Annotated in this window: 20 protein-coding genes; 7 read left to right on the forward strand and 13 right to left on the reverse strand. The window is 74.0% G+C overall.

Annotated elements, in window-relative coordinates:
* The first annotated feature begins 29 nt into the window (after positions 1-29).
* Entirely contained in the window at positions 30-506 is a 477-nt protein-coding gene (locus ACFVQZ_RS03495) for a GreA/GreB family elongation factor (protein WP_030495018.1), read from the forward strand.
* A complete protein-coding gene (locus tag ACFVQZ_RS03500) occupies positions 503-1,321 on the forward strand; it encodes a hypothetical protein (protein ID WP_383619537.1) in 819 nt (272 codons plus the stop codon). Before ACFVQZ_RS03495 ends, ACFVQZ_RS03500 begins: the two co-directional genes overlap by 4 nt.
* A gap of 61 nt (positions 1,322-1,382) precedes the next feature.
* On the opposite strand, the gene ACFVQZ_RS03505 is transcribed toward ACFVQZ_RS03500, so the two are convergent.
* Entirely contained in the window at positions 1,383-1,748 is a 366-nt protein-coding gene (locus ACFVQZ_RS03505) for a YybH family protein (RefSeq protein WP_383619317.1), read from the reverse strand.
* Positions 1,749-1,855: 107 nt separating this feature from the next.
* On the opposite strand from ACFVQZ_RS03505, the gene ACFVQZ_RS03510 reads away from it, so the two are divergent.
* Positions 1,856-2,746 carry a LysR family transcriptional regulator gene (locus ACFVQZ_RS03510; RefSeq protein ID WP_383619319.1) on the forward strand — a complete coding sequence of 297 codons (891 nt, stop codon included), beginning with the start codon at positions 1,856-1,858 and terminating at the stop codon, positions 2,744-2,746.
* 16 nt (positions 2,747-2,762) lie between these two features.
* Here the strand turns inward: ACFVQZ_RS03510 and ACFVQZ_RS03515 are convergent, their stop codons facing one another.
* The 4 genes from ACFVQZ_RS03515 to ACFVQZ_RS03530 all read right to left on the reverse strand — a co-directional run bounded on the left by ACFVQZ_RS03515 (position 2,763) and on the right by ACFVQZ_RS03530 (position 8,785).
* Positions 2,763-4,235: an NAD(P)/FAD-dependent oxidoreductase gene (locus ACFVQZ_RS03515; RefSeq protein ID WP_036414843.1), complete on the reverse strand. Its 1,473-nt coding sequence runs from the start codon at positions 4,233-4,235 to the stop codon at positions 2,763-2,765.
* Positions 4,236-4,295: 60 nt separating this feature from the next.
* Positions 4,296-5,123 carry a family 1 encapsulin nanocompartment shell protein gene (locus ACFVQZ_RS03520; protein WP_383619321.1) on the reverse strand — a complete coding sequence of 276 codons (828 nt, stop codon included), beginning with the start codon at positions 5,121-5,123 and terminating at the stop codon, positions 4,296-4,298.
* Positions 5,120-6,187, reverse strand: coding sequence for a Dyp-type peroxidase (locus ACFVQZ_RS03525; RefSeq protein ID WP_383619323.1), 1,068 nt, complete (start codon positions 6,185-6,187; stop codon positions 5,120-5,122). The genes ACFVQZ_RS03520 and ACFVQZ_RS03525 overlap by 4 nt, the downstream gene beginning before the upstream one ends.
* 84 nt (positions 6,188-6,271) lie before the next feature.
* Complete coding sequence (locus ACFVQZ_RS03530) at positions 6,272-8,785, reverse strand: AAA family ATPase (RefSeq protein ID WP_030495025.1); 2,514 nt, start codon at positions 8,783-8,785, stop codon at positions 6,272-6,274.
* Between the two features lie 116 nt (positions 8,786-8,901).
* On the opposite strand from ACFVQZ_RS03530, the gene ACFVQZ_RS03535 reads away from it, so the two are divergent.
* The gene (locus ACFVQZ_RS03535) at positions 8,902-9,450 is read left to right on the forward strand and encodes a GNAT family N-acetyltransferase (protein WP_036414846.1); all 549 of its coding nucleotides are present in this window, start codon (positions 8,902-8,904) and stop codon (positions 9,448-9,450) included.
* A gap of 106 nt (positions 9,451-9,556) precedes the next feature.
* Positions 9,557-9,838 carry a pyrimidine/purine nucleoside phosphorylase gene (locus ACFVQZ_RS03540; RefSeq protein WP_030495027.1) on the forward strand — a complete coding sequence of 94 codons (282 nt, stop codon included), beginning with the start codon at positions 9,557-9,559 and terminating at the stop codon, positions 9,836-9,838.
* Here the strand turns inward: ACFVQZ_RS03540 and ACFVQZ_RS03545 are convergent, their stop codons facing one another.
* The 5 genes from ACFVQZ_RS03545 to ACFVQZ_RS03565 all read right to left on the reverse strand — a co-directional run bounded on the left by ACFVQZ_RS03545 (position 9,839) and on the right by ACFVQZ_RS03565 (position 17,073).
* On the reverse strand, positions 9,839-11,776 hold the full coding sequence (locus ACFVQZ_RS03545; protein ID WP_383619325.1) for an ABC transporter permease: 1,938 nt from the start codon (positions 11,774-11,776) through the stop codon (positions 9,839-9,841). It abuts the gene before it with no gap.
* Positions 11,773-12,570 (reverse strand): molybdate ABC transporter substrate-binding protein, encoded by a 798-nt coding sequence (gene modA, locus ACFVQZ_RS03550; protein WP_383619327.1) that lies wholly within the window; start codon positions 12,568-12,570, stop codon positions 11,773-11,775. The genes ACFVQZ_RS03545 and modA overlap by 4 nt, the downstream gene beginning before the upstream one ends.
* 20 nt (positions 12,571-12,590) lie before the next feature.
* Complete coding sequence (locus tag ACFVQZ_RS03555) at positions 12,591-12,986, reverse strand: helix-turn-helix transcriptional regulator (protein ID WP_030498252.1); 396 nt, start codon at positions 12,984-12,986, stop codon at positions 12,591-12,593.
* Positions 12,987-13,109: 123 nt separating this feature from the next.
* On the reverse strand, positions 13,110-15,428 hold the full coding sequence (locus ACFVQZ_RS03560; RefSeq protein WP_383619329.1) for an FdhF/YdeP family oxidoreductase: 2,319 nt from the start codon (positions 15,426-15,428) through the stop codon (positions 13,110-13,112).
* Between the two features lie 166 nt (positions 15,429-15,594).
* Entirely contained in the window at positions 15,595-17,073 is a 1,479-nt protein-coding gene (locus ACFVQZ_RS03565) for a non-reducing end alpha-L-arabinofuranosidase family hydrolase (protein ID WP_383619330.1), read from the reverse strand.
* Between the two features lie 250 nt (positions 17,074-17,323).
* Here ACFVQZ_RS03565 and ACFVQZ_RS03570 point away from each other — a divergent pair, with 250 nt between their 5' ends.
* A complete protein-coding gene (locus ACFVQZ_RS03570; RefSeq protein WP_383619332.1) occupies positions 17,324-18,343 on the forward strand; it encodes a LacI family DNA-binding transcriptional regulator in 1,020 nt (339 codons plus the stop codon).
* A gap of 525 nt (positions 18,344-18,868) precedes the next feature.
* Positions 18,869-20,323 (forward strand): endo-1,4-beta-xylanase, encoded by a 1,455-nt coding sequence (locus tag ACFVQZ_RS03575; RefSeq protein WP_383619334.1) that lies wholly within the window; start codon positions 18,869-18,871, stop codon positions 20,321-20,323.
* 64 nt (positions 20,324-20,387) lie between these two features.
* On the opposite strand, the gene araD is transcribed toward ACFVQZ_RS03575, so the two are convergent.
* From araD to araB, 3 genes are all read right to left on the reverse strand, one after another.
* A complete protein-coding gene (gene araD / locus ACFVQZ_RS03580) occupies positions 20,388-21,101 on the reverse strand; it encodes an L-ribulose-5-phosphate 4-epimerase AraD (RefSeq protein WP_383619336.1) in 714 nt (237 codons plus the stop codon).
* Between the two features lie 35 nt (positions 21,102-21,136).
* Positions 21,137-22,645: an L-arabinose isomerase gene (araA, locus tag ACFVQZ_RS03585; RefSeq protein ID WP_030498246.1), complete on the reverse strand. Its 1,509-nt coding sequence runs from the start codon at positions 22,643-22,645 to the stop codon at positions 21,137-21,139.
* 90 nt (positions 22,646-22,735) lie between these two features.
* On the reverse strand, positions 22,736-24,436 hold the full coding sequence (gene araB / locus ACFVQZ_RS03590; protein ID WP_383619338.1) for a ribulokinase: 1,701 nt from the start codon (positions 24,434-24,436) through the stop codon (positions 22,736-22,738).
* Positions 24,437-24,851: the final 415 nt, after the last annotated feature.

Below are 24,851 nucleotides of genomic sequence, written 5' to 3' on the forward strand. Positions count from 1 at the left end.
GTCCCCGCCACCGCACGACGGGAGCCGTCATGACCGCTGGACCCGAGCCCCTGAGCGAGACCGCCCGCGCGGCGCTGAACCGCGAGCTGTCCGCGCTGAGGACCGAACGGGCGAACGTCGCCGCCACGCTCGGCGACGCCGACGAGCCCGGCGACCAGGCCGACGCGGCCGACGAGTTGCAGCGGGCGACGGAGGCCGACCGGCTGGACGCGCGGATCGAGGAGATCGAGGCCCGGCTGCGGGAGGGCGCCGCGGCCGGACCGCCGTCCACCGGGACGATCGGCGTCGGCAGCACCGTGCGCGTGCGGTTCGGTGACGGCACCGAGTCGACGCTGCACATCGGCGAACTGGCGGACGCGGACGATCCGGACCTGGTGACCGCCGCGAGCCCGCTCGGCCGGGCGCTGCTCGGGCACGCGGCCGGGGACGACGTGGCGTACGCGACGCCGCTGGGCCGCACCGCCGTGACCGTCCTCTCCGTGGGGGCGCCGGGCGGCGGCTCCTGACCGGGTCCGACAGCCCCGGCGCAAACGGGGACCTGGAGGAGGAGCGCCGGGCCGACCGGAAGGGCGGCCCGGGCCACACCGTGCTGCTGGCGCTGGCGCTCGCCGTGCCGGTGGCCAAGGTCGCGTACACGGTGGGCGGCGGGGACGCCGTGCGGGACGTGTTCGTCGGCATGGAGCCGGCGAACTGGCCCGACGTGCTGCTCGGCATGGTGATCACCGATCCGCTGCTCGGTTCGGTCCTCGGCGTGGTGGTCTCGCGGGTCGTCTTCGCGGTCTTCGCGGCGCGCGGCGTCGTCCCCGCCGGACGGGGCCGGGCGGCCGGGCTGCGGCGGGCCGCGATCACCGTGCTGAACCCGCTGGCCGTCGGCGTCATCGTCGCCTGCCTGTTCGGGCCGTGGTGGGGGCTGGGCACCGCCCTCGCGGCGTGCGCGCTCCGCGTGGGCGTGGTCGTGGAGTACCGGACGGGCCGGCGGCGCCCGCACCACCGGCGTACCGCCTCGCACGACCCGGGCTACCGGCCGCCCGCGTGGCTGCGCCGGGCCGCGGCGGCGGAGCAGGGGGTGGCCCTCCTCCTCACCGCCGTCACCCTGCCCGTCCTGACCTTCGCGTCGGCGCTGGACGGGCAGGCGTGGACGTCGATCGTGGCCTGCCGGGTCACCGACGGCACGCGCGCCTCGGACGCGCGGCTGATCGAACTCAGCCGCAAGGGCAACGGCGTGGTCGGCTGGAACCTGGACGCGGAGGAGATCTCCAACGGCCTCGGCTGCACGGCGACGGAGAGCCGTTACGTACGCGAGCCCTGGTGGCGGTCCTGACCATGGGCGAGGGGCCGCACGCGCGCGTGCGGGTGAAGCGCCGCACGCGCGCGTGCGTCTCTCAGCGAGCCGACGGCACGAACTCCGGCTGGTCGAGCACGCGCAGCCAGCTGCCGTCGGGCTGGCGCCGGACGACCTGGGCGCGGGCGCCGGTGCCGTCCTTCGGCGGGGTCGAGGTGAGGGCGATGTCGCCGTTCACCAGGGTGGGCAGCGGTTCCTCCGGCTCGAAGCGGGGCCGGTGGGCCAGCACCTTCTCCCACAGGACGCGGATCGCCTCCCGCCCCACCGTCACCTCGCCCGGCGGGTAGGCCAGCACCGCGTCCTCCGCGTACAGGGCGGCAACGCCCGCCGCGTCGCCCGCGTTGGACCGCTCGACGAAGAGACGGGTGATGTCCTCGGGGCGCATGGCCTTCTCGTACTCCGGCATCGATTCCTCCTGGCTGGGGGGGTGTTCGTCGTTCCGTGCCTCCAGCCTCGCCCTCCGGTGATCAGAAGTCCAACAGATGGTTGTGCTGGCTACTAGAATCTCCAGTCATGGATCTCAGGCAGTTGGAGTACTTCGTCGCCGTCGCCGAGGAGCGGAACTTCACCCGGGCCGCCCAGCGGGTGCACATCAGCCAGTCCGGCGTCAGCGCGCAGATCCGCCGGCTCGAACAGGAGCTGGGCGCCGAGCTGTTCGACCGCTCGGCCCGGTCGGTCACCCTGACCGCCGCCGGGGAGGCCGCCCTCGCGCACGCGCGCGCGGCGCTCGCGTCCGCCGAGGCGGTCGGCCGGGCGGTGGACGAGGTGACGGGCCTGGTCCGCGGCCGGCTGACGCTCGGGATGGTCGTCGGCTGCACGGTCACCCCGCTCTTCGACGCCCTCGCCGCCTTCCGCGCCGCCCACCCCGGGGTGGACGTCCTGCTCCACGAGGACACCTCCGACCGGCTCGTCGACGGCGTCCGCGACGGCACCGCCGACCTCGCGCTCATCGGTGCCGCCGCCGCGATCCCCGAGGGCCTGGAGGCCCTGACGATCCTCAGCGAACGGCTCGTCGCCGCCGTGCCGCCCGCCCACCCCCTGGCCGCCCGGAAGCGCCTCGCCCTGCGCGAACTGACGGCCCACCCGGTCATCTGCATGCCGCGCGGCACCGGCCTGCGCGCCGTCCTCGACCAGGCGTCCGCCGCGCGGGACGTGCACCCGGCGATCGCCCTGGAGGCCGGCGCCGCCGACGCCATCGCCGACCTCGCCGCGCGCGGCCTGGGCGTCGCGGTGCTGAGCGCGTCGATGGCCGCCTCCTACGCCGACCGCCTCACCGCGCTCCCCCTCGACGACGTCGACGTCCCCGCCCTCCTGGCCCTCGTCTGGAAGCCCGCGCCCCATCCCGCCGTCCACGCCTTCCTCGGCCACGCCCGACCGGCCTTCGGCCTGCCCGTCACCGCCTGAGCCCGGCGCGGCCGGCCTACCGCCAGGGCGGCCGGACGCCCAGGTGGCGGAGGGCCGCCGCGGCGGCGCCGGCGCCGGACATGCCGTGGGCTCCGGGGCCGGGCGGGGTGGCGGCCGAGCAGAGGTAGACGCCGGGGAGACCGGTGGCGTACGGGTCGACGGCGGGGCGGGCGCCCAGGACGAGCTGCGGGACGGTCTTGGCGCCGGTGAGGATGTCACCGCCCGCGAAGTTGGGGTTGGCGGCGGCGAAGTCGGCGGGGCGGGTGACGCGCAGGCCGACGATCCGGTCGCGGACGCCGGGGGCGAACTGTTCCAGGCGGGCCAGGATCGCGCCGGTCGCGTCGCCGTCGTAGCCGTGCGGCACGTGCGCGTACGTCCAGACCGGGTGCACGTCCCCCACCGAGCGGGACGGGTCGGCGAGGTACTGCTGGCCGACGAGCACGAACGGCCGCTCCGGCATCCGGCCGTCCGTCACGTCCCGCTCCGCGCGCACCACCTCGGCGAGCGGGCCGCCGAGGTGCACGGTGCCGGCGCGGCGGGCCGGCTCCGCGCGCCACGGCACCCCGCCCTCGACGGCGAGGTCCACCTTGAAGGCGCCCGGACCGCGCCGGAAGCGGCGGTACGCGGCGGCCGTCCGGGCCGGCAGCAGGTCCCCGTACACCCCGGCGACCTGCGCCGGGTCGAGGTCCAGCAGGGTGAGGTCGGCCGGCGGCAACTGGCCGTGCCGGGTGACCCGGACGCCCGTCTCGATCCGGCCGCCGTGGGCGCGCAGCGCCGCCGCGAGGGCGTCCGTGATGGCCCGGGAGCCTCCCTCGGCGACGGCCCAGCCGGCCGCGTGCCCGGCGGTGAGGATGCCCAGTCCGATGGCCGAGCTGAAGGGTTCGGTCAGCGGGCGGTACGCGTGGGCCGCGACGCCCGCCCACAGGGCCCGGGCGCCGGGGGTGCGGAAGAGCCGGGCGAGGGCGGCGGCGGGCAGGGCGGTCGGCAGGCCGAAGCGGGCCAGCAGCAGCGGGTGGTCGGGGACGCGCAGCAACGGGCCCATGACGTCGCCGGACAGCGCCTCCCAGCGGCGTACGGACGGGGCGAGCAGGGCCCGGTAGCGGCCGGCGTCCGCGCCGAGGCCCGCGGCGGTCTCGGTGACCGAGCGGTGGAGGACGGCGGCGGTGCCGTCGTCGAGCGGGTGGGCGCAGTCGATCTCGGGGAGCCGCCAGGTCAGCCCGTACCGGTCGAGGCGGAGGTGGCGCAGGGCGGGCGAGGCGACGGCGAGCGGGTGGACGGCCGAGCAGTGGTCGTGCAGCAGCCCGGGCAGGATCGCCTCGTCGGTGCGGGTGCCGCCGCCGATCGTGCCGGCGGCCTCCAGGACGGTCACGTCGACGCCGGCCTCGGCGAGCAGGGCGGCGGCGGTGAGCCCGTTGGGGCCGGCGCCGACGACGACGGCGGTCGGGGTGGTGCCGGCGGGGCGGGCGGGGCGCGGGCGCGTGCTGCTCATGGGGCGAGTCTGCCGGGACGGCCGCCGCCCCCGCACACCGGGGGCGGCCCGGCCGCGCCGTCACGCCTCCAGGACGACCACGGCCTCGTCGGTGTACGTGAGGAACGTCAGCGTCTCCTGGAGGTACAGCTCGACGGTCTCGGCGTCGTGCCGGGCGTAGCCGATGGACACGTCCTGCCCGAGGCGGAGTGCGAAGTCGCCGCCGCGGGTGGAGAGGACGAAGCCGCCGCGGACGGCGGGCGCCCAGATCGGGGGGCCGTCGAGCATGCGGCCGAGGTGGGCGGCGATCGGGTAGCCGTGGTCGGAGGTCTCGCTGACCGCCCGGTACTCGTCGGCGCCGAGGAGGAGCGCGTACGGGCCGTCCACGCCGGCCAGGCGCAGGGCGGTGAGGGCGCGGCTGACGGCGTCGGGGTAGTCGCGGGGTTCGGCGGGCAGCGCGACGGCGGGGTGGGAGGAGGAGGCGCGCAGGCCGCGGACGCCGGCGGCCCCGTAGCCGTCGAAGACGGTGCGGTCCTCGGCGAGGGCGAGGGCGCGGGCGGCGTCCTTGACGGGCTGCCAGTCGGAGTCCATGGCGCCGCGTTCGACGTCGTCGACGGCGGCGCGGTCGACGGTGAAGGGGGCCCGGAGCTCGACCAGCGCGCGGGCCTCGCGGAGCCGGGCGCGGACGCCGTCGGCGGGCGCGGCCAGGGGGGTGAGGTGGCCGGTGCCGACGGCGGCGAGCGCGGTGCCGCCGGGGTCGGGCATGTCCACGACGCGGCGGCCGGCGACGTGGCGGCGGAAGGTGCGGCGGGCCTCCTCCTCGATCTCGGCCCAGGCGGCGGGGGTGACGGGGGCGAGTTCGCGGTGCAGGTTTCCGCTGGTGGGGGGCGTGCCGGGGAGGCTGGTCATGACACCGGGGCTCCTTTCAGGCTGCCGATGCCCAGGGAGGTCCCGGGGTGCGGTGCGTCGGCGGGGAGGACGGCGCCGGCGGGTCCGGGCTCGGGCTCGGGCTCGGGCCGGGGTTCCTCGGCGGGGCCGGGGGCGGGGAGGTCGTCGAGCAGGTCGGCGCTCGGGACGAAGAAGAGGCCGCCGGTGACGGCGGTGGAGAAGTCGAGGATGCGGTCGGTGGTGCCCGGCGGGTCGCCGAGGAACATGTTGCGGAGCATCCGCTCGGTGACGGCGGGGGTGCGGGCGTATCCGATGAAGTAGGTGCCGAACTCGCCGGTGCCGAGCTGTCCGAAGGGCATGTTCTGGCGGACGATCTTCCGCTCCTCGCCGTCGTCGTCCTCGACGGTGGTGAGGGCGACGTGGGAGTCGGCCGGCTTGACGTCGTCGGGGAGTTCGACATTGTCGGCCTTGGTGCGGCCGATGACGCGCTCCTGCTCCTCGGTGGGGAGGGCGTTCCAGGCGGTCATGTCGTGGAGGTACTTCTGGACGACGACGTAGCTCCCGCCGCGGAAGGCGGGGTCCTCGTCGGCGACGAGGACGGCTTCGGGGGCGGCGGGTCCGGTGGGGTTCTCGCTGCCGTCGACGAAGCCGAGGAGGTCGCGGTCGTCGAAGTAGGTGAAGCCGTGCGTCTCGTCGACGACGGTGACGGCGTCCCCGAGGCGGTCCAGGACGACGCGGGCCAGTTCGAAGCAGAGGTCGGCGCGCCGGGCGTGCAGGTGGAGGAGGAGGTCGCCGGGGGTGGCGGGGGCGTGGTGCCGGGGGCCGTGGAGGGGGACGAAGGGGTGCAGTTCGCGGGGGCGGGGGCCGCCGGCGAGCCGGTCCCACGCGTCGGAGGACAGTCCGGCGACGCAGGCGAGGGCGTCGTCGCGGGCGCGGAAGGAGACGGACCGGGTCAGTCCGGAGAGCTCCTGGAGGACGGCGCGGGCGTCGGTCTCGCGGCCGGGCGCGACGGTGAGGGTGAGGAAGAGGGCGGCCTTCGCGGGCGGGCCGAGGACCAGTTGGGGGACGGGCTGGGGGGCGGCCATGCGACTCCCGTCGGGGGCGGTACGGATCGGGGGAAGCGCGCGTCGCCGCGGCCGGGTCCGGCGGGCCCGGCCGCGGCGGCGTTCCTATGCGGCCTGGTCCGCCCCGGCGGGGGCGCCCTTGCGGACGGTGCAGTGGAGGGAGTCGTCGACGACGTCGGCGACGATCGTGTCGCCGGGGTCGGCCTCGCCGCTCAGCAGCAGGGACGCGACGCGGTTGTCGAGTTCGGTCTGGACGGTGCGGCGCAGCGGGCGGGCGCCGAACTCCGGCTGGTGGCCGTGGGCGACGAGGAGCTTCGTCGCGGCCTCGGTGACCTCCAGGGTCATGCCCTGGGCGTGGACGCGGTGCCTGCTGCGGTCGAGGAGGTGCTCGACGATCTGCGTGAGGTCCTGCTCGGTGAGGCTGTGGAAGACGATGATGTCGTCGATGCGGTTGAGGAACTCGGGGAGGAACCGGCCCCGCAGGTCCTCCATCAGCTCGTCCTTCAGCTCGGCCGCGTCGCCCTGGTGGGCGAGGATCCGGTGGGCGCCGATGTTGGACGTCATGATGACGACGCAGTGCCGGAAGTCGACGGTCCGGCCCTGGCCGTCCGTCAGGCGCCCGTCGTCGAGGACCTGCAGCAGGGTGCTGAAGACGTCCTGGTGGGCCTTCTCGACCTCGTCGAAGAGGACGACGCTGTACGGCTGGCGGCGGACCTTCTCGGTGAGCTGGCCGGCCTCCTCGTAGCCGACGTATCCGGGCGGGGCGCCGACGAGGCGGGCGACGGTGTGCTTCTCCTGGAACTCGCTCATGTCGAAGCGGATCATCCGGTCCTCGTCGCCGAACAGCAGCTCGGCGAGGGTCTTGGCGAGTTCCGTCTTGCCGACGCCGGTGGGCCCGAGGAAGAGGAAGGAGCCGACGGGCCGGTCGGGGTCGCCCATGCCGGCGCGGTTGCGGCGGACGGCCTCGGAGACGGCGGTGACGGCCTCGTCCTGGCCGACGATCCGGGCGTGCATCTCCTCCTCCAGCCTGAGCAGGCGTTCCTTCTCGCTGGTGGTGAGCTGGGCGACGGGGATGCCGGTGCGGCGGGAGACGATCTCGGCGATGTCGGCGGCGGTGACGGAGACGACGCCCTCGCGGCGCTCCTCGATCCCGGCGAGTTCGCCCTCGACCTCGGCGATCTCCTCCTTGAGCCGCTTGGCCTTCTCGAACTCCTCGGCGGCGACGGCCTGGTCCTTCTCGCGGCGCAGCTTGGCCAGCCGGTCCTCGCGGCTGATCACCTCGGTGGAGCGGCCGGCGCTGCGGAGCCGGACGCGGGCGCCGGCCTGGTCCATGAGGTCGATGGCCTTGTCGGGGAGGAAGCGGTCGCTGATGTACCGGTCGGAGAGTTCGGCGGCGGCGGTGAGGGCGCCGTCGGCGAACCGGACCTGGTGGTGGGCCTCGTACGCGTCGCGGAGCCCTTCGAGGATCTGGACGGTCTCCTCGACGGTGGGCTCGGGGATGAGGACGGGCTGGAAGCGGCGTTCGAGCGCGGCGTCCTTCTCGATGTACCGGCGGTACTCGTCGATGGTGGTCGCGCCGACGACGTGCAGCTCGCCGCGGGCGAGGGCGGGCTTCAGCATGTTGCCGGCGTCCATGGCGCCCTCGCCGGCGGCTCCGGCGCCGACGACGGTGTGGAGTTCGTCGATGAAGAGGACGATCTCGCCCTCGGACTTCTGGACGTCCTCGATGACCTTCTTGAGGCGTTCCTCGAACTGGCCGCGGTACTGGGCGCCGGCGACCAGGCCGGACAGGTCGAGGGCGACGACCCGCTTGTCCTTGAGGGTGTCGGGGACCTCTCCGGCGACGATCCGCTGGGCGAGTCCTTCGACGATGGCGGTCTTGCCGACGCCGGGCTCGCCGATGAGGACGGGGTTGTTCTTGGAGCGGCGGGACAGGATCTCGACGGTCTGCTCGATCTCCTCGGCGCGGCCGACGACCGGGTCGAGCCTGCCGGCCCTGGCCTCCTCGGTGAGGTCGCGGCCGAACTCGTCGAGGGTGGTGGCCGGCTGCCTGGGCGCGGCGGGAGCCGCGGTGTCGCCGCCGCGGGTGGCCTGGTCGGTGACGCCGCGCAGCGCGGAGACGTCGAGGTCCTCGGCGCGCAGGTGGCGGGAGGCACCGGATTCGGCGTCGCCGAGGAGGGCGCCGAGGATGTGCTCGGGGCCGATGTACGAGACGCCCGCGGCCTGCGAGGTGGCGTGGGCGAGCGCGAGGGTCCGCTTGGCGGCGGGGGTGAGGCCCGGTTCGGCGGAGGGTTCGGCGGCCTCGTGGGGCAGCACCTTGGCGATCTTGTCGGCGAGTCCGTCGGGGTCGACCCCGGAGCGGGCGAGCAGCCGGCGGGTCGGCTCTACCTGGGTGGCGGCCCAGAGCAGGTGCTCGGTGTCGAGGTCGGTGGTGCCGTCCTCGACGGCCTTGCGGGTGGCCGTGTTGAGGAGTTCGTGCGCCGACTCGGTGAGGAGGCGGCCGATGGGCACACGCTGGACGGCGGGCGGCGAGGACGCCGGGGACATGCCGAAGAAGCGGTTCAGCAGGTCACCGAAGGGGTCGGAGGGGCCGAAGGGGGAACCGAACGCCATCGACATGTCACGAGCTCCTGAGGGGACGCGGGGGGTCCTCCACACTCAAACCCGGCCGCCTCGGGTCCGCAAACGGAGCCGGGCGCGCGGACGCCGGCGGGTCCGCGCCTACGATCGGCGGCATGTCCCTCCCGTACCCGCCCGCCGCGCCGGTCCGTCCGGCGACGGAGGCCGACCTCGACGCGGTCGCCGCGATCTACGCGCACTACGTGGACCACACGGTGGTCACCTTCGACGAGACGGCGCCCCCGCCGTCCTTCTGGCGGTCCCGGCTGGCCGAGCTGACCGGGCGCGGTCTGCCGTTCCTGGTGGCGGAGGACGCGGGGCGGATCGCCGGGTACGCGTACGCGGCGCCGTGGCGTCCGAAGCCTGCGTACCGCCACTCCGTCGAGCACTCGGTGTACCTCTCCCCCGCGCACACGGGCCGGGGTCTCGGCGGGGCCCTGATGGGGGCGCTGATCGACGCCTGCGCGGCGGCGGGGGTGCGCCAGATGATCGCGGTGGTCGCGGACTCCGGGACGGCCGCCTCGCTCGCGCTGCACCGGCGGCTGGGCTTCACGGAGGCGGGCCGGCTGACGGCGGTGGGGCACAAGCACGGGCGCTGGGTGGACACGGTCCTGCTCCAGCGGTCCCTGGGCGGGGAGGCTGCGGGCGGGGAGTCCGCCCTGTGAGAGGGGTGTCCGCCCGGCGGGCGCGTGCGGCTAGGGTGACCCCGCCCGCCGCCGGGACGCGCGCGGCCGGGCCGTCCCGTCCTTCCCACTCCCCCGAGGAATCCGCATGCTCACGGTCAACGAGTACTTCGACGGCACGGTCAAGTCGATCGCGTTCGCCCAGGAGGACGGCCGGGCCACCATCGGCGTGATGGCGCCGGGCTCCTACGAGTTCGGGACCGGCGCCCCCGAGGTCATGCGCGTGGTGAGCGGCGCCCTGACGGTGCTGCTGCCCGGCGCGGACGACTGGCGGACGTTCGCCGCAGGGGAGGAGTTCGCGGTCCCGGGCGACAGCTCGTTCCGGCTGGAGGTCGCGGTGGACACCGCGTACCTCTGCGAGTACCGCTGATCAGACCGGTACCACCGTCGCCTCGGTCGCCTTCACGCTGGTCCAGACGGGCACGCCGTCGGCCAGGCCGAGTTCGGCCGCGGCCTGCGGCGTGATCTCGGCGACGACGTCCGGCGCCCGGCCGGAGGTGACCAGGACCCGCAGCCGGCTGCCGCTGGCCGTGATCTCGCGTACGGTGCCCGGCCAGACGTTACGGGGGCTGCCCGCGGGCTTCTCGCGGTGGACCGACACCGCCTCCGGCGCGACGACCGCCAGCGCGCGCGTGCCGGGCGGCGGAGGATCGGCCGCGACCAGGACGCCGCCGTCGTCGAGGGCCAGGCCGTCGGCGGTGGCCGTGCCCGGCCAGGCGTTGCGGCCCAGCATCCGGGCCACCCACGGGGAGCGCGGGTGCCGGGTGACCTCCGCCGGTGGGGCGTCCTGGAGGGCGCGGCCCGCGTCGAGGACGAGCACCCGGTCCGCGAGCGACACCGCTTCGACGGGGTCGTGGGTGACCATCAGGCAGACGCCGCCGAAACCGGCCAGGTGGGTGCGGAGGGTGTGCCGCACATGCGCCCGGGTCGTCTGGTCGAGCGCGGCGAGCGGTTCGTCGAGGACGAGGAGCCGGGGGCGGGCGGCCAGCGCGCGGGCCAGCGCCACCCGGCCGGCCTGACCGCCGGACAGCTGCGCGGGCCTGCGGTGCGCCAGGTGGCCCACGCCGAGCCGGTCGAGCCAGTCCTGGGCCTCCCGCCGGGCCTCGGCCCGGCCGACGCCCTGCGCGCGCAGCCCGTACGCGGTGTTGGCGAGGGCCGTGAGGTGCGGGAAGAGGGCGCCGTCCTGCGGGACCCACGCGACCCGCCGCCGGTGCGGCGGCGCGGCGGTGACGTCGGTGCCGCCGAGGGCGAGGTCCGCGTGGGCGCGGGGGGTGAGGCCGAGGAGGGCCCGCAGCAGGGTGGTCTTGCCGGCGCCGTTCGGTCCCACGACGGCGATGGTGGTGCCGGGTTCGGCGTCCAGGGTGAGCCTGGTGAAGCCGGTGACCTCGGCGCGCAGCGCCCAGCGCTCCCCGGTGGCCGGCGGCGGGACGTCCCGCGCGGGAGGCTCCGCGGCGGCCGGCTCCGGGCCGGGCTCGGCGGCCCGCGCCCGGCGGGCGCGGCCGGCCGGGGTGCCCGTCCACCGTCCCCGCAGGGCGATCAGCACGCCCATCGCGATGGCCAGCAGGAGCAGCGAGACCGAGGTGGCGGCCTCCGGCTCCTCCTGGAGCAGCAGGTAGACCTGGAGCGGCAGGGTCTGGGTGGTGCCGGGCAGGTTGCCGGCGAAGGTGATGGTGGCGCCGAACTCGCCGAGCGCCCGCGCCCAGGTGAGCGCCGCGCCCGCGAGGACGCCGGGCGCGACCATCGGGAGCGTCACGGTGAAGAAGACCCGGACCGGTGAGGCGCCGAGCGACGCCGCCGTCTCCTCGTACCGGGGACGGAGACCGCCGAGCGCCCCCTCCAGGCTGATGACGAGGAACGGCATGGCGACGAAGGTCGCCGCGAGCACGGCCCCCGAGGTGTGGAACGGCAGGGTGATCCCGAAGGTCTCGTGCAGCCAGGGCCCGAGGAGGCCGCGCCGGCCGAACGCGAGGAGCAGGGCCACCCCGCCGACGGTCGGCGGCAGCACCATCGGCAGCAGGACCAGCGAGCGGACGAACGCCTTGCCGGGGAACGGCACCCGGGCCAGCAGCCATGCCAGCGGGACGCCGAGGAGCAGGGACAGGCCGAGCGCCCAGAAGGAGACGACCAGCGAGAGCCGGAGCGCCTCGACGGTGCCGGGGGCGCTCAGGTGGTCCGCCAGGTCTCCCCACTCGGTCCGGACGAGGATGCCGAGCAGGGGCAGGGCGAGGAAGGCGACGGCGGCCAGCGCGGGCAGCGCCAGGGTGAGCGGCGGCCGGGCGCCGGGGGTGCGTACGCGCGCGCGTGTCATGGCTTCTGGAAGCCCGCGTCCTGGAGGATCTTCTGTGCCTCGGGCGTGGAGAGCCAGGTGACGAACGCGGCGGCGGCCCCGGCGTGCCCGGAGTCCTTCAGGGTGGCGGCCGGGTACTGGGCGATCGCGTTCTGCGCGTCGGGGATCTCGACGGCGTCGACCTTGTCCCGCGCGCTCGCGGCGTCCGTCCGGTAGACGAGGCCCGCGTCGGCCTCGCCCAGCTCGACCTTGCTGAGCACCGCGCGGACGTTGGGCTCCTGGGACACCGGCTTCACCTCGATCCCCTGCCGGTCGAGGATCTGCTTGCTGTACTTGCCGGCCGGCACCTCCGGCGCGGCGAGCACGACCTTCAGCTTGCGGTCCGCGAGGTCCTCCAGCGCGTCGACCTCGAAGGGGTTGCCCTCGCCGGTGGCGATGACCAGCCGGTTCTTCGCGATGACGGCGGGGGTGCCGGTGTCGGCCCTCACCTTGTCCATGCTCTTGGTGTCGGCCGTGACCAGCACATCGGCCGGCGAGCCCTGCGACACCTGGGCCACCAGTTCCTGCGAACCAGCGAACGAGAAGGTGATCTTCGTGCCCGGGTGGGACTTCTCGTACGCCGCACCGGCGGTCTTGAACACGTCGGTGAGCGAGGCCGCGGCGAGGACGGTGAGCCGGACACCGGAGGAACCGCCGGCGCCGTCCTTCGTGCCGTCGCCGGAGCCGCAGGCCGCGAGCGGGGCGAGCAGGGCGGCGGTGAGGAAGGCGGCGCCCGCGCGGCGTGCGGTGACGGCGCGGGCGGGGGTGCGGGTCATGGGGGTCTGGGCTCCGGGTGTCAGGTGCGGTCGATGTGCACGCTGGTGGACTTCACGCGGGCGGTGGCCCGCATGCCGACCTCCAGCCCCAACTCCTCCACGGCCTCCCTGGTCAGCAGGGAGACGAGCCGGTGGGGACCGGCCTGGACGGTGACCTGGGCGGCGACGTCCCCGAGCTTGACCGCCGTGACGATCCCCGGGAACGCGTTGCGGGCCGTCGTGTACGACGGGTCGTCGTCCTCGCCGTCGGCCTGCGCGATCTCCACGGCGAACGCGGCGAGCGACTTCCCGTCGATCACGCGTCGCCCGCTCTCGTCGCGGTGGGTGGCGACCCGGCCCGCGTCGGCCCAGCGCCGTGCCGTGTCGGGGCTGACCCCGAGGAGACGTGCGGCCTGTCCGATGGTGTAGGACTGCATGGGCGTCACCGTAGGCCGTCGGGGGTCGCATCTGCAACAAGATCATGCGACTATCCATCGCGGATGCGAGGGTGCTGTAGGAATCGACGAACGGCTCCGCCGCGGGGGCGGCCCGGGGACGGCTCAGGCGGCCGGGGCGACGGTCACCTTCAGGTGCTTCATGATCGGCTGGTCGCTCTGGGTGCTGTAGTCGCCGAGGGCGCACAGCACGTTCATCTCCGGCATGTAGCCGGCCGCGCAGCCGCGCGGGATGTCGTACGGGACCGCCACATAGCCCTTCAGGCAGCGGCGGCTGCCGTCCCTGGCCGTGCTCGTGATGTCGACCCGGGCCATGTCCGCGATGCCGCGCTCGCGCATGTCGGCGCGGTTCATGAAGATCAGGGTGCGCAGGTTCCTCACGCCGCGGTAGCGGTCGTCGGCGGAGTAGACGGTGGTGTTCCACTGGTCGTGGGACCGCATGGTGCCGAGGGCCAGCGTGCCGGGCTCGGGCACCACGTCGGGCAGGGGGGCGGCGGAGAACTCGGCCTTGCCGGACGGGGTGAGGAACACGAGCTCGCGGGCCGGCTGCTTGATCCGGAAGCCCAGCGGGAGCCGCACCCGGCGGTTGAAGTCCTCGAATCCGTCGAGGACCTTGGCCATGGTGTCGCGGACGCGGTCGTAGTCCTCGACGTACCACTCCCACGGTGTCGCGCTGTCCGGCAGCGCGGCGCGTGCCATGCCGGCGACGATGGCCGCCTCGGACAGCAGGTGCGGCGAGGCGGGGCGCTTCATCCCGGTCGACAGGTGCACCATGCTCATCGAGTCCTCGACGGACGTGCTCTGGACGCCCTTGCGCTGGTGGTCCTTCTCCGTCCTGCCGAGGCACGGCAGGATCAGCGCCCGCCGTCCGTGCACGACGTGGCTGCGGTTGAGTTTCGTACTCACCTGCACGGTCAGCTCGCACCGCCGCAGCGCCTCGAAGGTCAGCGGGGTGTCCGGGGCGGCGAGCGCGAAGTTGCCTCCCATGCCGACGAACACGGTCACGTCGCCGTCGAGCATCGCCTTGATGGTGCCGACGGTGTCGAGGCCGGGCGCGCGCGGCGGGTCGATCGCGCAGACGTCGGCGAGCCGGTCCAGGAACGCCGGGGCGGGCCGGTGGTCGATCCCGCAGGTGCGGTTGCCCTGGACGTTGCTGTGGCCGCGTACGGGAGAGGGGCCCGCGCCCTCGCGGCCCAGGTTGCCGCGGAGCAGCAGCAGGTTGACGATCTCGCGGACGGTGTCGACGCCGTGCTCGTGCTGGGTGACGCCCAGGCACCAGCTGACGATGCTGCGGTCGGCCTCCTCGTACACCCGGGCGGCCCTGAGGACGTCGTCGCGGCTCAGGCCCGACTGGCGCTCGATCTCCTCCCAGGGCGTGGCCTCGCACAGCGCGCGGTACTCCTCGAAGCCGTGCGTGTGCCGGTCGACGAACTCGCGGTCCAGCGCCTTCGGGTCGGTGGCCGCACGCTCCAGGACGGCCTTCGCCATGCCGCGGAGCAGCGCCATGTCGCCGCCGATCCGGGGCTGGAGGTTGAGGGTGCTGGTCGGGGTGGCGCGCAAGGTGGCCATGTCCCGGAAGTCGTGCGGGATGATCGTGCGGGTGGCGGCCGCCTCGACCAGCGGGTTCACGTGCACGATCCGGGCGCCGCGCCGGTACGCCTCCGCCAGCGCGGTGAGCATCCGGGGCGCGTTCGACGCGGCGTTCACCCCGAGGATGAAGAGCGCGTCCGTGGTCTCCCAGTCCTGGAGGTCGACCGTGCCCTTGCCGGTGCCCAGGGACGCCTGGAGGGCCCGGCCGCTGGCCTCGTGGCACATGTTGGAGCAGTCGGGCAGGTTGTTGGTGCCCAGTTCGCGGGCCATCAGCTGGTAGAGGAAGGTGGCTTCGTTGCCGAGCCGGCCGGAGGTGTAGAAGGACGCCCGGTTCGGGTCGCCGAGGCCGCGGAGCGTCCGGCCGACCAGCTCGAAGGCGTCCTTCCATCTGATCGGCACGTAGTGGTCGGTGGCGGGGTCGTAGACCATCGGCTCGGTCAGCCGGCCCTGGTCCTCCAGGTCGTGGTCGGTCCACCCGGCCAGCTCCGACACCGTGTGCGCGGCGAAGAACTCCCGGCCGACCCGCTTGGCGGTCATCTCCCACGTGACGTGCTTGATGCCGTTCTCGCAGATGTCCAGGTGGAGGCCCTTGGTGTCGTCGGGCCACGCGCATCCGGGGCAGTCGAAACCGGTGTTCTCGTGGTTCATCTTCATGATCGCCCGGGGCCCGTCCAGCGGGAGGGCGCGCTCGCGCACCATGAACCGCGTCACGCTCTTCGCCGCGCCCCAGCCGGCGGCCGGGTGGTGGTACGGGTGGAACTCGGGCTTCCCCTGGGGTTCGGGGCCGACGCGCGACTCCGCCCCGTCTTCCGGCGCGTCCTTCTCGACGGTCACGATCGTCAGCCCTTCCGGCGGAGGTACACCTCCGAGCAGGCTAAGTCCGCCCCCGGGGCCCTGCCATTCGTGCGGCGGGGCCCCGCCCTCGCGGGGGCGCGGGGGCGGGGGTCCGGCCTTCCGTGGCGCGGCCGGCGGAGGGCCGGGACCCGCCGGGCCGGTGTCGTCAGCGCCGCAGGGTGAGCAGGCCGGGACGGTAGGGCAGCAGGCCGTAGTCGGCGCCGTCGGAGGCCGGGCTGCGGCCCTGGTACAGCAGCTGGAGGTTGCAGGGGTCGACGGTCATCGTCTGGTCGGCGCTGGTGCGCAGCAGCTCGCCGTGGCTGATGTCGTCGGTCCAGGTGGCGCCGCTGTTGGCCTTGCCGGCGAAGGGGTTGCTCTCCGTCGCGGCCTGCGGCGTCCACGTGCCGTTCAGGCTGGTCGCCGTGAACGAGCGGAAGTAGCGGTCCTCGTTCGCCCCGCGCGCCTCGACGATCATGAGGTAGCGGTTCTGGCCCTGGAGCTTGTAGACCTGCGGGGCCTCGAACAGGTTCTTCACCGTGTCGCTCATGATCGTCGTGTACGACGAGCCGAAGCTGCCCGGGAAGTTCCCGAGGGGCATGCTCGCCCGGTAGATCTTGCCGTTGTCACCGGCGAAGAACAGGTACATGTTCGACCCGTCGGCGATCAGGGCGTGGTCGATGGGACCGGTGCCCGAGTCCGCGAGGGTGCCGGTGAAGAGCACCTGCTCCGCCGACCAGCCGTTCGGGTTCGCGGGATCGCTCGACGTCCGGTACGAGAAGGAGGAGCCGCCCCACTGGTAGGCGAGCACCCAGACGTTCTTCGGCGCGAAGTAGAAGAGCGAGGGCGCGACGGCGGTGAACGGAAGGGCGCTCTGGCCGGCCGCGGCCATCTCCGGCCAGGTGGTGAACGGGGTGAAGCTCATCCCGCCCCAGCCCCTGCCCGTCCCGGCGGCTCCGTGGGTCGTCCCGTAGACGACCTGCTTGCCGTTGTGGGGGGCGACGGTGAAGTCCTTGAGCGCCGCCCATTCGGGGCGGGGCTGCGCCAGCGCGCCCGTCGAGGACCAGCGGTACGCCGACGGGAGCTCGCAGGTGCCCGGGGTGCCGGAGCCGACCTTGACGAGCCGCCACTGCTGGTTGGCGCCGCCCCAGTCGTCGTACTGGACGACGTTCGCGCCGTCGGCGGTGGAGGCGCCCTGGACTTCGAGGGCCTTGCCGCTGTGGCGGGCGACGAGCCGGACGTGGCCGTCGGCGCTGTCGGCGAGCCGCCACTGCTGGTTGGTTCCGTTCGCGTCGGACCACTGGACGATCGCGGCGCCGTTGGCGGTGGAGCCGTTCTGGACGTCCAGGACCTTGCCGGAGTGGCGGGACTTGACGCGGTAGTAGCCGTCGCCGGAGGCGACGAACTGCCACTGCTGCTGGTTCTGGTCGTTCCGGGCCCACTGGGTGATGCGGGCGCCGTCGCTCGTCGACAGGTTGTACACGTCGAGGGCCTTGCCGCTGGTGCGGTTGACCAGCACGTACCAGGCGCCGGTGTCGACGGTCGCCGCGGCGGCGGGCGGGGCCGTGAGGAGGGAGGCCCCGAGCAGCAGGGACGACAGGACCGCGAGGACGAGGCCGAGGATCAGGGGCGGGCGGTGCGTTCTCATCAGGGGTGCTCCTCAAGGGGGTGGGGAGGGGAAAGCCGGGGCGGACTGCGCCCGAAAACTTTTCGAAATACTCTCGAATTCCGCGCTGCCACAAACTAGGAACGCAGGGCTTATGGGTCAACCCCCCGCGTCCATTAATCTGCGTCCGGCGACTGTTCGCGGGGTTGACAACCGTGTCCGAGCGCCCGGAAACTCGTCGAAAGTTTGCGATACCTGTCGGCGCCGACGGAATCTGCCCGGAGGAGAGAAGTTGAGCGAGCAGCGCCCGACCCTGGCCGTCATCGCCGCGGCGGCGGGAGTCTCCCAGGCCACCGTCTCCAAGGTGATCAACGGCCGCTCCGACGTCGCACCCTCGACGCGCGAACGGATCGAGGGCCTGTTACGCAGCCACCACTACCTGCCGCCCGGCCGGCAGGGCCGCGCCGGCAGATCGGGGCTCGTCGACCTGATCATCGGCGGCCTGGACAGCGCGTGGGCGGTCGAGATCCTGCGCGGCGTCGAGGCCGAGTGCGCGCACCGGACCGCGCGCACCGTGGTGTCGCTCGTCCCGCCGGGCGAGGCCGCCCCGGCCGGCCGGACCGCGCTCCCCGCACCGCACCGCAGCGACGGCGTCATCCTCGTCACCGCCTCGGTCACCCAGGCCCAGCGCACCCGGGTCGAACGGGCCGGGGCGGCGCTGGTCGTCATCGACCCGGTCGACATGCCCGGCAACGACGTGCCGAGCGTCGGCGCGACCAACTGGGCCGGCGGCCTCGCCGCCACCGAACACCTGCTGGACCTCGGGCACCGGCGGATCGCCGCGATCGGCGGACGCCGGGAGATGCTGTGCAGCCGGGCCCGCGTCGACGGCTACCGGACCGCCCTGGAACGGGCCGGGATCGAGGTCGACCGCGACCTGATCCGCTACGGCGACTTCCAGCACGAGGGCGGTTTCCGGTGCGCCCAGGAGCTGCTCGCCCTCCCCGAGCCGCCGACCGCCGTGTTCGCCGGCAGCGACCAGCAGGCGATGGGCGTCTACGAGGCCGCCCGGCGGAGCGGGCTGAGGATCCCGCAGGACCTCAGCGTGGTCGGCTTCGACGACCTGCCGGTGTGCGACTGGCTGTCGCCGCCGCTGACGACGGTGCGCCAGCCGCTGGAGGAGATGGGCCGGGTCGCCGCCCGCACCCTGTTCCAGCTGCGCGACGGCCAGCCGCTGGTCAGCCCCCGGATGGAGCTCTCGACCGAACTCAGGGTCCGGCTCTCCACCGCCCCGCCGGGGCGGACCGGGTGACCGGGCCGTACGCGGGAGGCCCCGGCGACCTTGTGTTGCTGAGCGTCCACCCCCGGAGGGGTCGTCCTCCGCCGCGGGCCGCAGGTCCTGGCTCGCGCCCCGCCCGCGGGTCGCGCGCCTCGCCGGTCGACGGGCGGCCGTGGGACCGTATCCGGGCCGGATCTCGGATTTCCCCCGTTCGCCCGATGTCCGAAATCGGGTCACGTCACAGAGAAGACGCCGTTCACTGGGCATTTTCCGTCGAAACTTTTCGACGAAAAATGCCCTTCGCTATTTCTTCACCCTCACCCCGGCATCTCCTTTTCCGAAAAGTCTTCGAAACTCTTGACACGTTTCCGCGGGGTTTCCACACTGATTCCCGAGGCCGCTCGCTCACCTTTCTCGCGCGCCACTGCGCCGGCCTCGCATCTCCGCGCCCCGGCAGCACGCGCACTCTTTTCGCCGGCGGACGCCGACGCCGCAGACACCGATTCCCTCTGCCGCGCTCAGACCCCACCGTCCGTGATGTCCTCTGGAGGTCCCTCGATGCGTTCCCCCACCCTTTCCCTGTCCACCGCACGCCGCAGAATCGGCGGGCTGTGCGCGGCGCTGATCGTCGGCGTCCTCGGCTCCGCGACCGTGCTCGTGGCGCCGCCGGCGTCGCACGCCGCCGAGAGCACGCTCGGACGCGCGGCGGCGCAGAGCGGCCGCTACTTCGGCACCGCCATCGCCTCGGGGCGGCTCGGCGACGCGACGTACACGACGATCGCGAACCGCGAGTTCACCTCGGTGACGGCCGAGAACGAGATGAAGATCGACGCCACCGAGCCGCAGCAGGGCCGGTTCGACTTCACCGCCGGCGACCGCGTCTACAACTGGGCGGTGCAGAACGGCAAGCAGGTCCGCGGCCACACCCTGGCCTGGCACTCGCAGCAGCCCGGCTGGATGCAGGCGCTCGAGGGCAGCGCGCTGCGCCAGGCGATGATCAACCACATCAACGGCGTGATGGGCCACTACAAGGGCAAGATCGCCCAGTGGGACGTCGTGAACGAGGCCTTCGAGGACGGCACTTCGGGCGCCCGGCGCAACTCCAACCTGCAGCGCAGCGGCAACGACTGGATCGAGGTCGCCTTCCGCACCGCGCGCGCCGCCGACCCGGCCGCCAAGCTCTGCTACAACGACTACAACACCGACAACTGGACCTGGGCCAAGACCCAGGCCGTGTACGCCATGGTCAAGGACTTCAAGCAGCGTGGCGTGCCGATCGACTGCGTCGGGTTCCAGTCGCACTTCAACAACGACAGCCCGTACCCCAGCAACTACCGCACCACGCTGCAGAGTTTCGCCGCCCTCGGCGTGGACGTGGCCATCACCGAGCTCGACATCCAGGGTGCCTCGCCCACGACCTACGCCAACGTGACCAACGACTGCCTGGCCGTCCCGCGCTGCCTCGGCATCACGGTCTGGGGCGTGCGCGACACCGACTCCTGGCGGGCCGAGCAGACGCCGCTGCTCTTCCACGGCGACGGCAGCAAGAAGCCGGCGTACACCTCCGTCCTGAACGCGCTCAACGCCGTCTCGCCCAACCCGAGCCCCACCCCCACGCCGACCCCCGCCCCCGGCTCCGGTCCGCTCAAGGGCGTCGGCTCCGGCCGCTGTGTGGACGTACCCAACGCCGCCACGACCGACGGCACCCAGGTCCAGCTGTGGGACTGCAACGGCCGCACCAACCAGCAGTGGACCCACACCGCCGCCGGTGAGCTCCGGGTCTACGGCGACAAGTGCCTGGACGCCGCCGGCACCGGCAACGGCGCCGCGGTGCAGATCTACAGCTGCTGGGGCGGCGACAACCAGAAGTGGCGCCTCGCCGGCGACGGTTCCGTCGTCGGCGTCCAGTCGGGCCTCTGCCTCGACGCCGTCGGCGCCGGCACCGCCAACGGCACGCGGCTCCAGCTGTACGCGTGCTGGAACAGCGCCAACCAGCGCTGGACCCGGGCCTGATCCGGTCCGCTGACCCCCGCACCAGGGAGGGGAGCCGGGACGATCCCGGCTCCCCTCGGCGGGGTCAGGCGGAGGCGGGGTTGCCGTAGTACGCATCCGGGCCGTGCTTGCGGGTGAAGTGGCGGTCCAGGAGGTGCTGTGGCGGTGCGACCGGGCCCAGGGCGAGGGTGTGGAGGGCCATCTCGGCCACCGCCTCGCAGACGATGGCGTGCTCCAGGGAGGCGGTGGCGGTGGCACCCCAGGTGAACGGACCGTGGTGGGCGACCAGGGCGCCGGGCACCTCCCGGGCCCGGGTGTCGTCCCGTTCGAGCAGGTCCACGATGACCTGGCCGGTGTGGAACTCGTAGTCCGCGGCGCACTGCTCGGCGGTGAGGGGCGCGGTGACGGGCACGGGACCGTTGAAGGTGTCCGCGTGGGTCGTGCCGAGCACCGGGATCGCCCGCCGGGCCTGCGCGAAGGCGACGGCGTGGGTGGAGTGGGTGTGGGTCACCCCGCCGATCGACGGGAAGGCCAGGTAGAGGCTGCGGTGCGTCTCCGTGTCGGTGGACGGGCGCAAGTGCCCCTCCACCACACGGCCGTCGGCCAGGGAGACGACGACCAGGTCGTCCTCGGTCAGGCGGTCGTAGGTCACGCCGGAGGGCTTGATGACGAAGACGCCGGCCTCCCGGTCGACTCCGCTCACGTTGCCCCAGGTGAGGGTGGCGAGACCGGCCCGCGGGATGCGGAGGTTGGCCTCCAGCACCTCCCGGCGCAGCTCCCTGGAGACGGTGGTGTTCACGGCGGGCTCCCTCCTCGTGGGGGCGGCGGGCGCGGTCACAGGCTCTGCGCCAGACGGTGGTACGCCTGGTTCCAGCGCAGCTCGCGCGTGAAGCGCCGGACCGTGGTGTCCTCGTCGATGACGGCGAGTTCGGTCCGCAGCATCTCGGCGAGGTCGTCGAGCTCCTCGCCGACGAGAGCGGTGGTCAGCACGGTGTGGTGGGGCGCTCCGGCCGTCAGCCACGCCTCCGTGGAGGTACGCAGGTCGGGGCGGGGCCGCCAGACGGCCCGGGCGACGGGGAGCGCGGGCAGCGGCTCGGGCGGGGCGACGACGTCGATGCGGTTGGCGACGAGCCGGAACCGGTCCCCCATGTCCGCGAGGCCGACGACGACCGCGGGACCGGGGTCCGCGTCGAAGACGAGGCGGACCGGGTCCTCCCGTCCGCCGATGCCGAGCGGATGGATCTCGCACGACGGCCGGGCCGTGGTGAGCGACGGGCAGACCTCCAGCATGTGAGCGCCGAGGATGAGTTCCCGGCCGGGCGTGAGGTCGTAGGTGTAGTCCTCCATGAAGGAGGTGCCGCCGGGCAGGCCGTGCGCCATCGCCTTGAGGGTGCGCAGCAGGGTGGCCGTCTTCCAGTCGCCCTCGCCGCCGAAGCCGTACCCGTCGGCCATCAGGCGCTGCACGGCGAGCCCGGGTAGTTGCCGCAGGCCGCCGAGGTCCTCGAAGTTGGTGGTGAAGGCGCGGAAGCCGCCCTCCGTGAGGAAGGCGCGCAGGCCTGCCTCGATGCGGGCGGCGTAGCGCAGGGAGTCGTGGCGCTCACCGCCGGGCCGCAGCTCGGGGGCGAGCGCGTAGAGGTCCTGGTACTCCTTCACGAGGGCGGTGACGGCGGCCTCGTCGGCGGCGTCGACCGCGGCGACCAGGTCGTTGACGCCGTACGTGTTGACCGAGACCCCGAACCGCAGCTGCGCCTCGACCTTGTCGCCCTCGGTGACGGCGACGTCGCGCATGTTGTCGCCGAACCGGGCGAGTTTGAGGGTGGTGAGTTCGGCGCGGCCGGCGGCGGCGCGGGCCCATCCGGCGACGCGGTCGACGACGCCGGGGTCGGAGACGTGGCCGGCGACGGTCTTGCGGGGCACGCCGAGGCGGGTCTGGACGAAGCCGAACTCGCGGTCGCCGTGGGCGGCCTGGTTCAGGTTCATGAAGTCCATGTCGATGGTGGCCCAGGGCAGTTCGCGGTTGGCCTGGGTGTGCAGGTGGAGCAGCGGCTTGCGCAGGGCGTCGAGGCCGGCGATCCACATCTTGGCCGGGGAGAAGGTGTGCATCCAGGCGATCAGGCCGACGCAGCGGTCGTCGGCGTTGGCCTCCAGGCAGACGGCGCGGATGGCGGCGGCGTCGGTGAGGACCGGCTTCCACACCAGCCGGACCGTCAGTCCGGGCTGGTCCGCGAGGGTGTCGTGGAGGACGCGGGACTGGTCGGCGACCTGGGCGAGGGTGTCCTCGCCGTAGAGGGCCTGGCTGCCGGTGAGAAACCAGATCTCGCGGTCGGGCGGGGCGAGCGTCATGTCGGGTGTGCTCCTCGGAGGTACGGGGCGGGAAGGTGCGGGGGCGGGGAGGTGTGCGGCGGGGAGGTACGGAGGCGGGCAGGCGGTCGGTCAGCCGGTGGCGCGCGCGGTGTTGCGGATGCGCCGGAGGCGGTGCAGGAGGAGGTCCGCGCCGGTGCCGAAGTGCTCGTGCAGGGCCCGGTATTCGGCGAACAGCGCGTCGTAGGCGTCCGCGCGTGCCGGATCGGGGAGGTACGCGTGGCGCTTGACGCTTCCCATGACGGCGGCGGCGGTGCGGACGTCGGGATGGGCGCCCGCGGCGACGGCGGCGTGGATGGCCGAGCCGAGGGCCGGGCCCTGTTCGGAGGTGCCGACGGAGACGGGGCGGCGCAGCACGTCGGCGTGGATCTGCATGAGCAGCGCGTTCTTCTTGAGTCCTCCGGTGACGATGAACTCCTCGACGGGGACCCCGCCCGCCTCGAAGCCCTCGACGATCAACCGGGTTCCGTAGGCGGTGGATTCGAGCAGGGCGCGGTAGACGTCCTCGGGCCGGGTGTCGAGGGTGAGGCCCGCGACGACGCCGGAGAGGTGGTGGTCGACCAGGGGGGAACGGTTGCCGTTCATCCAGTCCAGGGCGACCAGGCCGTGCGCGCCGACCGGCTGCCCGGCGGCCTTCCGGGTGAGGAGCTGGTGCAGGTCCTCGCCCGCCGCCTCGGCCTCGGCGCGGTAGCCGTCCGGGACGCCCTGCCGGAGCCACCAGGCGAAGATGTCGCCGACGGCGCTCTGGCCCGCCTCGTAGCCGTAGGCGCCGTCGACGATGCCGCCGTCGACGACCCCGCAGATGCCGGGGACCCCGGCGAGCGTGGCGCCGTTGAGGACGTGGCAGGTGGAGGTGCCCATGATGGCGAGCATCCGCCCGTTCTCGACGGCGCCCGCGGCGGGCGCGGCCACGTGGGCGTCGACGTTGCCGGCGGCGACGGCGATGCCCTCGGGCAGGCCCGTCCAGCGCGCGGCCTCGGCGCTCAGTCCGCCGACGCGGGAGCCCAGGGGCGAGAGCGGGTGCTCCAGGCGGGTGGCGGGGAAGTCGGCGAAGTCCGGGTGGAGGCGGGCGAGGAAGTCCGGCGACGGGTACGCCCCGTCCTGGTGGATGCCCTTGTAGCCGGCGGTGCAGGTGTTCCGGGACTCGGCGCCGGTGAGCTGCCAGACGATCCAGTCGGCCGCCTCGATCCAGCGGGCGCAGGCGGCGTAGACGGCGGGGTCCTCCTCCAGGACCTGCAGGGCCTTCGCGTACTGCCACTCGGCGGAGATCCGGCCGCCGTACCGCGCGATCCACTTCTCGCCGCGGGCGTGCGCGAGGGCGTTGATCCGGTCGGCCTGGTCCTGGGCCGCGTGGTGCTTCCACAGTTTGGGCCAGGCGTGCGGGCGGCCGGCCCACGCGGGCGTCAGGGCGAGCGGGGTGCCGTCCGGGGCGGTCGGCAGGACCGTGCAGGCGGTGAAGTCGGTGGCGATGCCGATGATCCGGTCCGGATCGACGCCGGCGTCGGCGACCGCCGCGGGCACGGCGACGCGCAGCACGTCGCGCCAGTCCTCGGGGTGCTGCAGGGCCCAGTCCGGGGGCAGGGCGGCTCCGGTGGAGGGGAGGCGGTCCTCGATGACGGCGTGCCGGTACGCGTGGACCGCCGCCCCGAGCTCGGCACCGTCCCGGACCCTGACCACGACGGCCCGCCCGGAGAGGGTGCCGAAGTCGACTCCGATGGTGCATGCCTCGGGGTGGAGGGGGCCGGCGGGACCGGGAGGGACGGAGGGGGTCACGATGCGGTCTCTCTCGTCGGGAGCGGGGAGGTGGCGGAACCCTCTGATTGTTAACGCTCACATTTCCTGGCGACAAGAGTTGGGTGCGATTTCGTCGAACTTCCGGGCGGGGTGGGGTCGCATCGAAGTGAGCGCTCACTCGGTGGCGGGGCGCGGGCGGGCGCGGTGGCCGGCCGGGGCCGGGCGGCCCAATGGCCGACGCCCGCACCAGAGGCGCCTCCGGCCGACCCGTAGGAGGGCAACGCGCGACCGGTCAGCCGCCGAAAAAACGTCGCCGACGGATGGGCGGGGGGCAACGGGGCGAACCCACGGGCCGGTGGCGCGGGTCGGCGGACGCGACGGATGGCACCGGCGAACACGCGGGCGAGCCCGGGCAGGCCGGGCCGATGCGCGGACCGGCGAGGAAGGTCCGCCC

This window comes from Streptomyces sp. NPDC057854, assembly GCF_042797055.1.
Taxonomy (GTDB): Bacteria; Actinomycetota; Actinomycetes; order Streptomycetales; family Streptomycetaceae; genus Streptomyces.

Coding starts and splice junctions, on each gene's coding strand:
- ACFVQZ_RS03495 (WP_030495018.1), top strand. CDS start 30: ATGACCGCTGGACCCGAGCCCCTGAGCGAGACCGCCCGCGCGGCGCTG.
- ACFVQZ_RS03505 (WP_383619317.1), bottom strand. CDS start 1,748: ATGCCGGAGTACGAGAAGGCCATGCGCCCCGAGGACATCACCCGTCTC.
- ACFVQZ_RS03510 (WP_383619319.1), top strand. CDS start 1,856: ATGGATCTCAGGCAGTTGGAGTACTTCGTCGCCGTCGCCGAGGAGCGG.
- ACFVQZ_RS03515 (WP_036414843.1), bottom strand. CDS start 4,235: ATGAGCAGCACGCGCCCGCGCCCCGCCCGCCCCGCCGGCACCACCCCG.
- ACFVQZ_RS03520 (WP_383619321.1), bottom strand. CDS start 5,123: ATGACCAGCCTCCCCGGCACGCCCCCCACCAGCGGAAACCTGCACCGC.
- ACFVQZ_RS03525 (WP_383619323.1), bottom strand. CDS start 6,187: ATGGCCGCCCCCCAGCCCGTCCCCCAACTGGTCCTCGGCCCGCCCGCG.
- ACFVQZ_RS03530 (WP_030495025.1), bottom strand. CDS start 8,785: ATGTCGATGGCGTTCGGTTCCCCCTTCGGCCCCTCCGACCCCTTCGGT.
- ACFVQZ_RS03535 (WP_036414846.1), top strand. CDS start 8,902: ATGTCCCTCCCGTACCCGCCCGCCGCGCCGGTCCGTCCGGCGACGGAG.
- ACFVQZ_RS03540 (WP_030495027.1), top strand. CDS start 9,557: ATGCTCACGGTCAACGAGTACTTCGACGGCACGGTCAAGTCGATCGCG.
- ACFVQZ_RS03545 (WP_383619325.1), bottom strand. CDS start 11,776: ATGACACGCGCGCGCGTACGCACCCCCGGCGCCCGGCCGCCGCTCACC.
- modA (WP_383619327.1), bottom strand. CDS start 12,570: ATGACCCGCACCCCCGCCCGCGCCGTCACCGCACGCCGCGCGGGCGCC.
- ACFVQZ_RS03555 (WP_030498252.1), bottom strand. CDS start 12,986: ATGCAGTCCTACACCATCGGACAGGCCGCACGTCTCCTCGGGGTCAGC.
- ACFVQZ_RS03565 (WP_383619330.1), bottom strand. CDS start 17,073: ATGAGAACGCACCGCCCGCCCCTGATCCTCGGCCTCGTCCTCGCGGTC.
- ACFVQZ_RS03575 (WP_383619334.1), top strand. CDS start 18,869: ATGCGTTCCCCCACCCTTTCCCTGTCCACCGCACGCCGCAGAATCGGC.
- araA (WP_030498246.1), bottom strand. CDS start 22,645: ATGACGCTCGCCCCGCCCGACCGCGAGATCTGGTTTCTCACCGGCAGC.